The sequence below is a fragment of the Pseudomonas sp. ARP3 genome, assembly GCF_001029595.1.
Lineage (GTDB): Bacteria > Pseudomonadota > Gammaproteobacteria > Pseudomonadales > Pseudomonadaceae > Aquipseudomonas > Aquipseudomonas rhodesiae.
In genome coordinates this window covers 38,246-52,342 of record NZ_LEKF01000013.1, presented here as the reverse complement: position 1 = coordinate 52,342, position 14,097 = coordinate 38,246, and the positions used below count along the sequence as shown (strand labels likewise).

Annotated in this window: 10 protein-coding genes; 5 read left to right on the top strand and 5 right to left on the bottom strand. The window is 60.9% G+C overall.

The features are described from left to right. Positions 1-13 precede the first annotated feature (13 nt). From ABX75_RS16170 to uvrD, 3 genes are all read right to left on the bottom strand, one after another. Positions 14-421: an SMI1/KNR4 family protein gene (locus ABX75_RS16170; protein WP_034101551.1), complete on the bottom strand. Its 408-nt coding sequence runs from the start codon at positions 419-421 to the stop codon at positions 14-16. 134 nt (positions 422-555) lie between these two features. After that, complete coding sequence (locus ABX75_RS16165; protein ID WP_034101550.1) at positions 556-1,422, bottom strand: Tim44 domain-containing protein; 867 nt, start codon at positions 1,420-1,422, stop codon at positions 556-558. A 180-nt stretch (positions 1,423-1,602) separates the two neighbouring features. Next, positions 1,603-3,786 (bottom strand): DNA helicase II, encoded by a 2,184-nt coding sequence (uvrD, locus tag ABX75_RS16160; protein WP_034101549.1) that lies wholly within the window; start codon positions 3,784-3,786, stop codon positions 1,603-1,605. Between the two features lie 268 nt (positions 3,787-4,054). Between uvrD and ABX75_RS16155 the strand changes: the two genes are divergently transcribed. The 3 genes from ABX75_RS16155 (at position 4,055) to ABX75_RS28475 (ending at position 8,302) form a co-directional block, all read left to right on the top strand. Continuing rightward, positions 4,055-6,928, top strand: a complete 2,874-nt coding sequence (locus ABX75_RS16155; protein WP_034115485.1) for a GGDEF domain-containing phosphodiesterase — start codon at positions 4,055-4,057, stop codon at positions 6,926-6,928. Positions 6,929-7,090: 162 nt separating this feature from the next. Then, the gene (hexR, locus tag ABX75_RS16150; RefSeq protein ID WP_003187110.1) at positions 7,091-7,957 is read left to right on the top strand and encodes a transcriptional regulator HexR; all 867 of its coding nucleotides are present in this window, start codon (positions 7,091-7,093) and stop codon (positions 7,955-7,957) included. 147 nt (positions 7,958-8,104) lie between these two features. Next, on the top strand, positions 8,105-8,302 hold the full coding sequence (locus tag ABX75_RS28475) for a PA3496 family putative envelope integrity protein (protein ID WP_080758807.1): 198 nt from the start codon (positions 8,105-8,107) through the stop codon (positions 8,300-8,302). On the opposite strand, the gene ABX75_RS16145 is transcribed toward ABX75_RS28475, so the two are convergent. Next, positions 8,232-9,206: a LysR family transcriptional regulator gene (locus ABX75_RS16145; RefSeq protein ID WP_034101547.1), complete on the bottom strand. Its 975-nt coding sequence runs from the start codon at positions 9,204-9,206 to the stop codon at positions 8,232-8,234. The genes ABX75_RS28475 and ABX75_RS16145 overlap by 71 nt on opposite strands. Before the next feature lie 196 nt (positions 9,207-9,402). Here ABX75_RS16145 and ABX75_RS16140 point away from each other — a divergent pair, with 196 nt between their 5' ends. Both ABX75_RS16140 and oadA read left to right on the top strand, forming a co-directional pair. Then, positions 9,403-10,818, top strand: coding sequence for an acetyl-CoA carboxylase biotin carboxylase subunit (locus ABX75_RS16140; RefSeq protein ID WP_034101546.1), 1,416 nt, complete (start codon positions 9,403-9,405; stop codon positions 10,816-10,818). An 11-nt stretch (positions 10,819-10,829) separates the two neighbouring features. Next, the gene (gene oadA, locus ABX75_RS16135) at positions 10,830-12,638 is read left to right on the top strand and encodes a sodium-extruding oxaloacetate decarboxylase subunit alpha (RefSeq protein WP_034101545.1); all 1,809 of its coding nucleotides are present in this window, start codon (positions 10,830-10,832) and stop codon (positions 12,636-12,638) included. Between the two features lie 74 nt (positions 12,639-12,712). Here oadA and ABX75_RS16130 read toward each other — a convergent pair whose 3' ends face one another. Then, positions 12,713-14,023, bottom strand: coding sequence for an autotransporter domain-containing protein (locus ABX75_RS16130; RefSeq protein WP_034101544.1), 1,311 nt, complete (start codon positions 14,021-14,023; stop codon positions 12,713-12,715). Positions 14,024-14,097 lie beyond the last annotated feature (74 nt).

Genomic DNA, 14,097 nt, shown 5'->3' with positions numbered 1-14,097 from the left:
CCGAGTACGGGACTCAGCTTTCCAGCCAGACGTCCCGCGCCCAGTGCCATACCGATTCCCAGGTTTCTTCCTGGACAAGTTCCTCTTCGGCGGACCACAGCACCACAGTGCCGTCTTCCTCAACGCAGTAGTAGTCGTCGCCGTCCTGGCAGATCGGGATCAGGCTACGCTCCACACCGGCATCCCAGGCATTGGCGGCCACGTCCGGCAGGTAGGTATGGGATTGAGGGTCGGTGACAGTCACCGGCTCCAGGCTGCCGTAGACCACGTCGCTGACGGTCAGCAGAAATTCGCGGAAGACAAAGGGGATATCGATGAACAGCTGTTCTTCGATTTCCACCAGCAGGTCTTCGTCAGGCAGTTCCAGCGGAACCGGAACCGGTTCGTTGGCTTCACGCAGTTGTTCGATGATTTCTTCCACGGCCGGGATCCTCTTGCTGATGGCGCGGGTTGATAGGGGCGTTTTATACAGTAGCTCGCTATAAGTGCAACCGTGAAATAGAAAACCCCGGACAGGTCCGGGGTTTCGTTGTTGCGGGCTCAAGCGAGCGGGGATCAGCCGTTCTGGCGGATACCGGCGACCAGCCAAGGCTGGTTATCGCCCTGGGCGCGTTCCATGTTCCAGCTTTCGCTGAACGCTTCGCCCTGGTCGAAACGCGAGGTTTTCGACACACCGCTGAAAGTCAGGGTGGCGATGGTCTTGTCGGCGCGATCATCCACACCGTCAAGCTGGACGCGCAGGTCGTCGATATAGGTCGACTGGAAACCGTCGCCCAGATCGGCGCGTTCGCGCTTGAGGAACTCCAGCAGTTGCGGGGTCACGAACTCGGCGATCTTGTCCATTTCGTTGGCGTCCCAATGCTGCTGCAGGGACTGGAAGTGGCTGCGGGCCGCTTCGATAAAACGCTCTTCGTTGAACCAGGCCGGTGCATTGATCACCGGACGGGCGGCAGGCGCTGCCGAACCACCGAAGATCGAGCCCATGGCCGGCTTCTGCTCGAACACTTCACGCTGCATCGGCGCGCCGGCCGGAGCCAGGTGCTCCTGCTGCTTGCGGCGACGGGCGGCGATAAAGCGGAAGATCACGAAGGCAATGACCGCGAGGATCAGGATGTCGAAGATCTGCATGCCCTGGAAGCCGCCACCCATGAACATGGACGCCAGCAGGCCACCGGCTGCGATACCGGCCAGAGGGCCCAACCAGCGCGAAGCGCCGCCGGCCTTGGCCGCAGCGCCTGCTGCACCGGCCGCGCCTGCGGTGGCTGCTGCACCGCCCGCACCGGCGGATGGGGCCATTTGGCTGGTCTGGTGAGTGGGGGCTGCGCCCGAACTTTTGCCGCCACCGAAGCGTTTGGCGTTGGCGTCGAGGCTCATCGTCAGGCCGATGCACAACGCCATGGCGATGCTAAGAAAACGTTTCATAAAGGGAATTCCCATTTGTGGATTGCACGCGCGCCATGTTGCACAGGTGTAATGACAGTGGCTAGCGACATAATGTTTCGGGCTTTTGCGTAGGACTGAATCCGAAAGATCTGTAGGACTAATTACAGATATGGGCCCGCGCTCGTTAAAAACAAGGATAACGAGCGGCAAGCCCGCAGTTCAGATCGCTTCGAGCTTGGCGTAACCCATCATCAGCCACTTGCTGCCTTCGGCGAAGTTCACCTGCACGCGGGCCTGGGCACCGGCGCCTTCGAAGTTGAGGATCACGCCTTCGCCGAAGATCGCATGCTTGACCTGCTGGCCAAGGCTGAACGGCGTTTCCGGAATCTCAGAACCGGCGAACATGTTGCTGGAGTTCTGCTGCTGGCCACCGCCGAATGGGCGACTGACGCTGTTGGACAAGCGCACTTCCTGGATCAGACCCTTTGGCACTTCGCGTACGAAGCGCGACACCTTGTTGTAGGTTTCGCTGCCGTACAGCCGTCGGGTCTCGGCGTAGGTCATCACCAGGTTCTGCATGGCCCGGGTAATGCCCACGTAGGCCAGGCGGCGTTCTTCCTCAAGGCGGCCGGGTTCTTCCAGGCTCATCTTGTGTGGGAACAGGCCTTCTTCCATGCCCACCAGGAACACGTACGGGAATTCCAGGCCCTTGGCGCTGTGCAGAGTCATCAGCTGAATGCTGTCTTCGTGCTCGTCGGCCTGGGTATCGCCGGCTTCCAGGGACGCATGGCCGAGGAATGCGGCGAGCGGGGTCAGTTCTTCGTCTTCCTCAGTGTTCTCGAATGCACGAGCCGCGCTGACCAGTTCCTCAAGGTTTTCCACCCGGGCCTGGCCTTTCTCGCCTTTTTCCGCTTCGTGATAGGCGATCAATCCGGACTGCTCGATTACGGTCTGGGTCATCAAGTGCAGGGGCATTTCCGCGCACTTGGCCGCGAGGTTCTCGATCAGTTCGACAAACACGCCCAGCGCCCCGGCTGCGCGACCGGTCAAACCCTTGTTGGCGATCAGCAGGCGCATGGCCTCCCACATCGACACATCGGCGTGGCGGGCATGCTCGCGGATCGCTTCAACGGTTTTCTCACCAATGCCACGGGCCGGGATATTGATCACCCGCTCCAACGCCGCGTCGTTACCACGGCCTTCCAGCAAGCGCAGGTAGGCCATGGCGTTCTTGATTTCCGCGCGCTCGAAGAAGCGCTGGCCGCCATAAATGCGGTAGGGGATGCGCTCGCGCAACAAGGCTTCTTCCAGCACCCGCGATTGGGCGTTGGAGCGGTACAGAATGGCGATATCGCTGCGGGCGATGCCGGTTTTCAAGGCGCTTTCGATGGTTTCGACCACATAGCGCGCTTCATCGTGTTCGTTGAATGCGGCGTACAGGTTGATCGCTTCGCCTTCGCCGCCGTCGGTCCACAATTCCTTGCCCAGACGCCCGGTGTTGTTGGCGATCAAGGCGTTGGCAGCCTTGAGAATGCCGGCAGTGGAGCGGTAGTTCTGCTCCAGGCGGATAGTGACCGCGTCCGGGAAATCCTCGGAATACTGATAGATGTTCTCGATTTTCGCGCCGCGCCAGCCGTAGATCGACTGATCGTCGTCGCCCACCACCATCAGGCTGTCGCCGCCCTTGGCCAGCAGGCGCAACCACGCGTACTGCACGGCGTTAGTGTCCTGGAACTCGTCCACCAGAATGTGCCGGAAGCGCTTCTGGTAATGGGCCAGCAAGCCCGGGTTGTCGCGCCACAGGTCAAGGGCGCGCAGCAGCAATTCGGAGAAGTCGATCACGCCGGCGCGTACGCAAGCAGCCTCGTAGGCTTCATAAATGCTGCGCATGGTGGCCAGGAACAGGTCGCCACTGGCCTGAATATGTTGCGGGCGCAGCCCTTCGTCTTTCTGGCCGTTGATAAACCACTGGGCCTGACGCGCGGGCCAGCGTTGTTCATCGAGGCCCAACTCGCGAATCACGCGCTTGACCAGGCGTTGCTGGTCGTCGCTGTCCAGAATCTGGAAGGTCTGGCTCAGGCCTGCTTCCTGCCAGTGGGCACGCAACAGGCGATGCGCCAGGCCGTGGAAGGTGCCGACCCACATACCGGCCGGGCTGATTCCCATCAGCTGCTCGATGCGATGGCGCATCTCGGCGGCGGCCTTGTTGGTGAACGTCACCGACAGGATGGAGTGCGGCGATGCGTTCTCGACCTGGATCAACCAGGCGATACGGTGCACCAGCACTCGGGTTTTACCGGAGCCAGCACCGGCCAGGACCAACTGACGGCCAACGGGGGCCGCTACGGCCTGGCGTTGGGCATCGTTGAGGGAATTAAGCAAAAGAGAGAGATCATCGCGCATCGGCGCATTCTATGGCCCTCGGGGGAGTGGGGCAAATGCCAATGCCGGGCGGTCGAGACAAAACCTTCGGCATGCTCCTTGCGCCGGCGCGGCGGATGACCGGTTGGTCAGGTGACGCAGCCCGCGCGGTGTCTCGCTCAAGCCGTCTGGCCCAAAGGTTTGCGCGGCGCAGCCGTGAGGTTTTTATGACGTGGAGCAGTTTGGCCGGAGCGCTTGCTTGTGTATGCTCCGTCGACGTTTCGGGCTCACCATTATAAGAACACTGCCTATGACCCTCAGCACTGACCTGCCCAGCTCCTCGGCCGCGCCCGCGCAGGTTATTCACAAACAGTACGCCACCGAAATGGCCGTCGAGCGCACACGCCTGTTGTATCAGGGGTCGCTGCTGCCGACCTTGTTGATGCTGGTCAACGGAGTGGTGTGTGCCTGGTTGTTGTGGAACCCCGCCCAATACCTGCTCGACAGCATCTGGCTGGTGTGGCTGCTGGCGTTGGTGGCTCTGCGCGTGATCCAGGTGGCGGCGTTCGATTCGGCCATGCCCAGCCGTCAGGCCAGGCCGATTTGGCGACGCATGTTCATGCTCGGTTCGGCAGTCAGCGGTCTAACCTTGGCCACGGCCGCCATCGCCCTGGCGCCGGTCAACAGTTTCATGCAGCAGGCGTGGGTGTTCGGCCTGATCGGCGCGGCCACGTTGTCGGCCAGCGTGGCGTATGCCGTAAGTTTTCCTGCGTTTCTGTCATTTGCTTTGCCCTGTCTGGTGCCTTCCATTGTCTATCTGTTCTGGAACGGCGAGCCGCAGCAACAAGGTTGGGGCGTACTCGGCCTGATTCTGCTGGCGTCCTTGAGCCTGGTGGCATGGCAGGTCAATCGCCTGATTCAGCGTGGCCTATTGCGCCGCTTTCAAAACCAGGCATTGATCGAGCATCTGCAGCAGGCGCAGCAGCGCAGTGAGCAGTTGAATCAGGACTTGGTGCGTGAAGTCGAGCAACGGCGCCAGGTCGAGCAGGAATTGCGCGACGTACAAGTCGGCTTGCAGGATCGCGTGGCGCAACGCAGCCAGGAACTGGACCTCGCCAGCCAGGCCCTGAATAAAAGCGAAGCACGCCTGGTCATGGCGTTGCAGGCCAGTGAGTTGGGGCTGTGGGACTGGAACCTGCAAACCGACGAAGTGCATCACACCCAGATCAAAGAGCTGTTCGGCCTGGAGCCTGAATGCATCACGGCCATGCTCAGTCACCTCAAGCCGCGCCTGCACCCCGATGACCTGCCGTTGCTCAAGCGCGCACTGGTAGAGCACCTCAAAGGCCGTAGCGAGGACTACCAGGTGGAATACCGTGTGCGGCACGCCGACGGTCGCTGGGTCTGGATCGAAGACCGCGGCCGTGCGGTTGAACGTAGCCCCAGCGGGCGCGTGATCCGCATGCTCGGCACTCGCCGGGATATCAGCGCTGGCAAAGCCCTGGAAGAGCAACAGCGCCTGGCATCGACGGTGTTCGAGGCGGCCAGCGAAGGCATCGTGATCCTCGACCCGAACTACGTACTGATTGCCGTCAACCAGGCGTTCAGCCGTGTCACCGGCTTTGAGCGCGATGACATGCTGGGTCGCAACGTGGTGGAGTTGCCCAGCAGCCGCGATGCGCGGCGTCACTTCCCGATGATCCGTCAGGCATTGCTCATGCACGGCACCTGGCAGGGCGAATTGGTGGAAACGCGCAAAAACGGCGAACTCTACCCGCAGTGGCTGCAACTTAATGTAGTGCGCGATGTTCGGGGAAACGTCAGTCATATCGTGGGGTTCTTCGCCGATTTGTCGGCGCGCCGCGAGTCCGAAGAACGCATGCGTCACCTTACTCACTACGACGAACTGACCGGCCTGGCTAACCGCTCGCTGTTCCGTGAACGGCTGCGTGAAGCCCATCAAAGAGTGCGTAAGGGAGGGCGCAGCCTGGCGCTGCTGCACATCAATCTGGATCGCTTCAAGCTGCTCAATGACAGCCTGGGGCACGAAGTGGCCGACCAGCTGTTGCAGAAAATGGCGCGGCGCCTGATCAACGCCTTGCCCGAGGCCGACACTATTGCGCGCTTGTCCGGCGATGAATTTGCCGTGTTGTTCGATGCCTACGGCAGCCTGTCGAGCCTGGCGCGGGTGGCCACGCGGCTGCTGGCCAAGCTGCGGGTGCCGGTCACGGTGGAGGGGCATGAATTGGTGGTCAGTGCGTCGATGGGTGTCAGCCTTTTGCCGGATAACGCACGGGAAATTTCCGCGCTGGTCAGCCAAGCCAACATGGCCATGCAGCACGCCAAGCATCTGGGCGGCAACAACTTCCAGTTCTACACCGACAGCCTGCAAGCCAGCACCCTGGAGCGCTTGCAGCTGGAAAACCACCTGCGCAAAGCCATCGAAGAGCGCCAGCTCAGCGTGTTCTACCAGCCCAAGTTGTGCCTGGCCACCGGCAAGCTCAACGCCGCCGAGGCGCTGATCCGCTGGGAGCATCCGCAGTGGGGCATGGTGCCGCCGGCCGAGTTTATCGGCCTGGCCGAGGAGACCGGCCTGATCGTGCCGCTGGGGGAGTTCGTGTTGCGTGAAGCCTGCTGGCAGGCGTGCGAATGGCAGCGTCAGGGGTTGGCGCCGATTCGGGTGTCGGTGAATTTGTCGGTGCACCAACTGCGTCAGGGCAAACTGGTCAGCCTGGTGCGCCAGGTGTTGGAGGAAACCGGTTTGGACCCGCAGTACCTGGAGCTGGAACTCACCGAAAGTCAGTTGCTCGACAGCGTCGAACACATCATTGCGACCTTCCGGCAATTACGCGATCTAGGCGTGAAACTGGCGATTGATGACTTTGGCACGGGGTATTCGTCCCTCAGTTACCTCAAGCGCATTCCGGTGGATTACGTAAAGATCGATCAAACGTTTATTCGCGGCCTGGGCCAAGGTCGCGAAGACGCGGCGATTACCCGGGCGATTATCGCCATGGCCCACGGCTTGGCGCTCAAAGTGGTGGCCGAAGGGGTAGAAGATCACCAGCAGTTGGATTTCCTGCGCGCAGAGCAGTGCGACGAGGTGCAGGGCTATCTGATCAGTCGGCCGATGCAGGCCGATGGCATGGCGGATTTGTTACGAAAAAATGCGGATTTTTCTTAGGGACACCGAGGGCGCCATTGTGGCTACAAAGCGTCTGCCCTTTGAATCAGAGGGCAGCAGGGCGATTTAGTGACGTGTTGGACGGGCAAAAGCGCAATTCTTGTAGTATAACTACAAGCTTGCTACATCCCCTGGCCCTGCCAATAACAAGAGTCCTGCCCTTTGAACCTGTTGCAACATATCGCCCAGTCGCGCCACCTGTTACGCAAATCGGAACTCAAGGTTGCCGATCATGTGCTGCTTGACCCTGCGGCTGTGATGCACAGTTCCATGGCCGACCTGGCCCACAGCGTGGGCATCAGCGAACCGACCATCGTGCGTTTTTGCCGCGCCATCGGTTGCTCCGGGTTCCAGGACTTAAAACTCAAACTGGCCCAAAGCCTGGCTGCTGGCGCCAGCTTTGGTCAGTTCGCGATTCACGAAGACGATTCCGTCGCCGACTACAGCCTGAAAATCTTCGACACCACCTTGCACACCCTGATGGAAGTGCGCGAAAAGCTCGACCCGGTGGCGCTGCAAAAAGCCGTGACGGCCATGTCTCAGGCCCAGCGTGTGGAGTTTTACGGTTTTGGCGCCTCCGGTGCGGTAGCGGCCGATGCCCAGCACAAATTCTTCCGTCTATTGCTCACGGCGGCGGCCTACAGCGACCCGCATATGCAGGCGATGTCGGCCGTGACCTTGAAGCCGACCGACGTGGCGATCTGCATTTCTCAGTCGGGCCGCTCCAAGGACCTGCTGATCACCGCCAACCTGGTGCGTGAAAGCGGTGCGTCGTTGATCACCCTGTGCCCGAGCCAGACACCGTTGGCGGAACTGTCCACGGTCAATCTGGCCATCGATGTGCACGAAGACACTGAGATCTACACCCCGCTGACCTCGCGCATTGCCCATCTGGTGGTGATCGATGTGTTGGCCATGGGCGTGGCCATGGCGCGCGGGCCGAGCCTGGTCAATCACCTCAAGAGCGTGAAGCGCAGCTTGCGCAGCCTGCGTCTCTCGCCCAAATCCGTCAAAGCCCTCGACGACTGAACGCTGTAAATACAGGCAAATGCGGAAGGGGCTTGCCCTCTCCGACATTGGATTGTCCTGTGTGTCCAGAATCTTCATCAGGCTGTCATCGCCCCGTCATCCCCCAAGGCCATCCTGAACTCCCGTACTCGCATTGGGAGATTCCAAATGGCACGTCCCTACGAAGACAGCAACAGCGCCGTCAAGACCCGTCGTCAGCAGGAAGACCAGCGCCGCATGGCGTTTCGTCGCGCAATCGAAGACCGTTGTGAGGAGCGCCAATTGCTCCAGAGCATCAGTGACTACCCGGAACTTCATTGGCAGGCACCCGCGGCCGCCCAGCGAAGCGTTCAGCCAGCGCGCTGATCTGCACCCGTTCGCTGCGGATAAAGCCCAGGAACGCATGGGCCACCGGTGACAGGCGCTTGGCCTTGGCCTGCACCAGGCACCAACTGCGGTAAAGCGGCAGCTCTTCCACCGGTAGCTCTTTGAGCCCGCCGGTGGCCAGTTCCAGGTTCAGGGCGTGGCGGGTCAGCAGGGCGATGCCCAGGCCGGCCACCACGCATTCGCGCTGTGCTTCGGCCGAGGCCACTTCTACCGTCTGGGTGAAGTGCACACGTTTTTCCTTGAAGTACTCTTCGCAGGCCAGCCGTGTACCGGAGCCGGGTTCGCGCAGCAGCAGGGTGTAGGGTTCCAGGTCTTGCAGGCGCAGTGGGCCTTGCAGGCTCAGCGGATGATCCGGCAACGCCACGGCGACGATGGGGTTATTCAGGAAAGGCAGGAATTCCAGGCCCATGTCCTGGGGCACCATGGACATGATCACCAGGTCGTCCCGGTTGTCCGAGAGGCGGCGGATCACCTGGGCGCGGTTGACCACGGTCAGTTGCAGTTGCACCTCCGGATGCTGGCGCTTGAAGGCGGCGAACAGGTGCGGCACGAAGTACTTGGCGCTGGACTCCACCGCCAGCTTCAACTGGCCTTGCAGCGAGCCCTGCATGTCCGACAACTGCATATCGAGGTTTTCCAGGCGCCCGAAGATATCGCGGCTGGCCCGTTGCAGAGCCTCGGCGGCCTCGGTCATATAGAGTTTCTTGCCGACATAGTCGAACAGCGGCTGGCCGATCAGCTCTTCGAGCTGGCGGATTTGCAGGCTGACCGCCGGTTGTGTCAGAGACATTTCCTCGGCGGCGCGGCTGTAAGAACGCAAATCGCACACTTCATTGAAGATTTGCAATTGACGCAACGTCATACGCATCAATGACTTACGCATTATTCCATTCCTTTCGCCCAAGGCCGTCCGGCCAACTATAAGTCTTTACTTATGCACGACCCAATAATTATTGATTTTTGTTAATCCCTTGCGCGGCTTAGTGTGTGTCTCGCGACTGACCTGAAACATTTGGTCACGCGTCGACCCGGCTCCAGCGGGTCGAAGAATGCAGCAATCGGCTCAAGGGAATTTCCAAGTGATAAAAAAGATCCTGATCGCCAACCGCGGTGAAATTGCCGTCCGCATCGTGCGGGCGTGCGCCGAGATGGGTATCCGTTCGGTCGCGGTCTATTCCGATGCCGACCGCCACGCGTTGCACGTCAAACGGGCCGACGAAGCCCACAGCATCGGTGCCGAGCCTCTGGCGGGCTACCTCAACCCGCGCAAGCTGGTGAACCTGGCGGTGGAAACCGGTTGCGATGCCCTGCACCCTGGCTATGGTTTCCTGTCGGAAAACGCTGAATTGGCGGATATCTGTGCCGAACGTGGGATCAAGTTCATCGGCCCCGCCGCTGAAGTGATCCGCCGCATGGGCGACAAGACCGAAGCGCGCCGCAGCATGATCAAGGCCGGCGTGCCGGTCACCCCCGGCACCGAAGGCAACGTGGCCGACATCCACGAAGCGCTCACCGAAGGCGACCGTATCGGTTACCCGGTGATGCTCAAGGCCACGTCCGGTGGTGGCGGTCGCGGCATCCGTCGCTGCAACAGCCGCGAAGAACTCGAACAAGCCTTCCCCCGCGTCATCTCCGAAGCCACCAAAGCTTTCGGTTCGGCGGAAGTGTTCCTGGAAAAATGCATCGTCAACCCTAAGCACATCGAGGCGCAGATCCTCGGGGATAGCTTTGGCAACGTGGTGCATTTGTTCGAGCGCGATTGCTCGATCCAGCGCCGCAACCAGAAGTTGATCGAGATTGCCCCCAGCCCGCAGCTGACCCCCGAACAGCGCGCCTACATCGGCGACCTGTCGGTGCGCGCGGCCAAAGCCGTGGGTTACGAGAACGCCGGCACCGTGGAGTTCCTGCTCGCCGAGGGCGAGGTGTACTTCATGGAGATGAACACCCGGGTGCAGGTGGAACACACCATCACTGAAGAAATCACCGGGATCGACATCGTTCGTGAGCAGATCCGCATCGCCTCGGGCCTGCCGTTGTCGGTGAAACAGGAAGACATCCAGCACCGTGGCTTTGCGTTGCAGTTCCGTATCAACGCCGAAGACCCGAAAAACAATTTCCTGCCCAGCTTCGGCAAGATCACCCGTTACTACGCCCCCGGCGGCCCCGGCGTGCGCACCGACACGGCGATCTACACCGGTTACACCATCCCGCCGTTCTACGACTCCATGTGCCTGAAACTGGTGGTCTGGGCGTTGACCTGGGAAGAAGCCATGGACCGCGGCCTGCGTGCCCTGGACGACATGCGCCTGCAAGGCGTGAAGACCACCGCCGCCTACTATCAGGAAATCCTGCGCAACCCGGAATTCCGTAGCGGCCAGTTCAACACCAGTTTTGTGGAAAGCCACCCTGAGCTGACCAACTACTCGATCAAGCGCAAACCCGAAGAGCTGGCCCTGGCCATCGCCGCCGCCATTGCCGCCCACGCAGGCCTGTGAGGAACATTCCAATGTCTAAGAAAATCTTCGTAACCGACACCATCCTGCGTGACGCCCACCAATCGTTGCTGGCCACCCGCATGCGCACCGACGACATGCTGCCGATCTGCGACAAGCTCGACAAAGTCGGCTACTGGTCCCTGGAAGTCTGGGGCGGCGCAACCTTCGACGCCTGCGTGCGCTTCCTCAAGGAAGACCCATGGGAGCGCCTGCGTAAACTGCGCGCCGCGTTGCCCAACACGCGCCTGCAAATGCTGTTGCGCGGCCAGAACCTGCTGGGCTACCGCCACTACAGCGATGACGTGGTCAAAGCCTTCGTGGCCAAGGCGGCTGTAAATGGCATCGACGTATTCCGCATTTTCGATGCGATGAACGACGTGCGTAACCTGCGCGTGGCCATCGAAGCGGTGAAGGCCGCCGGCAAACATGCCCAAGGCACCATCGCCTACACCACCAGCCCCGTGCACACCGTCGAGGCATTCGTCGCCCAGGCCAAGCAGTTGGAATCCATGGGCTGCGACTCCATCGCGATCAAGGACATGGCTGGCCTGCTGACGCCGTACGCCACCGGCGAACTGGTCAAGGCGCTGAAAGCCGAGCAGAGCCTGCCGGTGTTTATCCACTCCCACGACACCGCCGGCCTGGCTGCGATGTGCCAACTCAAGGCCATCGAAAACGGTGCCGACCATATCGACACCGCCATCTCCAGCTTCGCCTGGGGCACCAGCCACCCGGGCACTGAATCGATGGTCGCCGCCCTCAAGGGCAGCGAGTTCGACACCGGCCTCGATCTGGAGCTGCTGCAAGAGATCGGCCTGTACTTCTACGCGGTGCGTAAGAAGTATCACCAGTTCGAGAGCGAATTCACCGCGGTCGACACCCGGGTGCAAGTCAACCAGGTGCCTGGCGGCATGATTTCCAACCTGGCCAACCAGCTCAAAGAGCAGGGCGCCCTCAACCGCATGAGCGAAGTGCTGGCGGAAATCCCGCGAGTACGCGAAGACCTCGGTTTCCCACCGTTGGTGACCCCGACCTCGCAAATCGTCGGCACCCAGGCGTTCTTCAACGTGCTGGCCGGTGAGCGCTACAAGACCATCACCAACGAAGTGAAGTTGTACCTGCAAGGTGGCTACGGCAAAGCGCCGGGCGTGGTGAACGAAAAACTGCGCCGTCAGGCCATTGGCAGCGAAGACGTGATCGACGTGCGCCCGGCTGACCTGCTCAAGCCAGAAATGACCAAGCTGCGTGGGGAAATCGGTGGGCTGGCCAAGTCTGAAGAAGACGTGCTGACCTACGCCATGTTCCCAGACATCGGGCGCAAGTTTCTTGAAGAGCGCGAAGCCGGGACGCTGGCGCCGGAAGTGCTGTTGCCGATCCCAGAAGTCGGCGGCGTGGCCCGTGCCGGTGGCGAAGGGGTGCCGACCGAGTTCGTCATTGACGTGCACGGCGAAAGCTACCGTGTCGACATCACCGGTGTGGGCGTGAAGGCCGAAGGCAAGCGGCATTTCTACCTGTCCATCGACGGCATGCCGGAAGAAGTGGTGTTCGAACCGCTCAATGAATTCGTCAGCAGCGGCGGTAACCAGCGCAAGCAAGCCACGGCGCCGGGTCATGTGAGCACCGCGATGCCGGGCAATATCGTCGATGTACTGGTCAAGGAAGGCGACATGGTCAAAGCCGGTCAGGCTGTGTTGATCACCGAAGCCATGAAGATGGAGACCGAAGTGCAGGCCGCCATTGCCGGTAAGGTGACAGCCGTGCATGTGGCCAAGGGCGATCGGGTCAACCCTGGCGAAATCCTGATTGAAATCGAAGGCTGATACAGCCTTCGATACAACCGCTTAATCCTCGGGGGAGCAGGTGCTCCCCTTTTTTTTGCGCCGGATTTGACGCCCTAGAACGCCATCGCCCACTGCCCCATCAAGCCTTGGTTGCGACTGTGGCTGCCGAAGGCGGCGGTGTAAGTCAGGCCCACGCTGTGTTTGGCCGACAGTGCCAGATCCAGGCCGGTGCGCAGGGTCAGGTTATCTCGGTCCAGGGGCGTGCCGCCGATGATGAACTCGCTGTTGAAGTCTTCGCGTTTCTCCTCAACGAACGACTGACGCACGCGACTGCTGACGTCGCCATACAGGTGTTTCCAACTGGCGCTCAGGTTCGGTTTGAGGGTCATCTGGTTATCCAGCGTGAAGTCATTGGCCACCCGCAGACCCAAGGTGCTGCTGAGGTTTTGTTGAGTCTGAGACCCGACATTCAGCGCGCTGTAGCCGCCTTTTTCCTGAAAACCCTGACGGTGATAACGCGCGAAGCCGATACCGGCAAACGGTTCGACGCGTAGGTCGCCGGTGTCCAATCGATAGCCCAATTCGGCAAATACGTTTTGGCTGACGGCCTTGTATTGGCCGGTGAGGTGTTCGCGGTAATCGATGAAATTGAAATCGACCTCGCGCTTGTTTTGCCCCGCGTGGCGGCTGTACAGCGCACCCAGGCGCAGTGCAATCGGCCCGTCCTGACGTGCCGCGTAAGCGCCCAGGTGCCAGCTGTCCACGTCGCCCTTGAAACGACCGGCGCTGAGGTCGCTAGCGGATTTGCCGCCCACAAGGCCGATCCGCCAAGCGTGATCGAGGGACCAGTCGGCACCTAGCAGCACGCCTTGGCGACGCTGTTTCAAACCGGCGCTGCCGTGTTGTGCGTCGAGATTGCCGCTGCTTCCAAAGGCCTGCAGCCACACGCGGCCTGCCTCGTCGGTGCTGTTATCCAACTGGCGGATGGCCGAAAGCAGGCTGGCGTTCAAAGGCTCCAAGCTGGCTTGGGTGGCCGTGCCCAGGTTGGCGTTATGGCTGCCCGCCAGTTGCTCAAGCCAAACCCCCAGGCGACCGGGTTCGAGGCTGGCGAGATACTGCGCGTAATGTTCCAGGTGGTATTTCTCCCGTGGGCCGAATTCATCCGATGCCAGCAGATCGTCTACCGCCGCATCCAGCACACGGGCCACGCTCAGGCCGTTGCGGCTGAGGGCACGGTCGGCGAAATAAAAGTCTTCCGGTGCGGGTGTCACCGGCTGATAAGGGTGTTTGGTGCTGCTCATTCTAAGTGGCTGCAGCACTTCATCCTCTGGCGCCATGTCGCCGCGAGCCTGTGCATGTTGAGCCCCGATTGCACCCAATGCCAAGGTGATGGCGAGTGCGAATTGCTTGTGTATGAGCGGCATGTAAACCCACCTCGTGATGTATGAGGCGGGGAATTTAGCGAGGTGTCTGGGGGATAACTGTCAGGCCGGTTGCT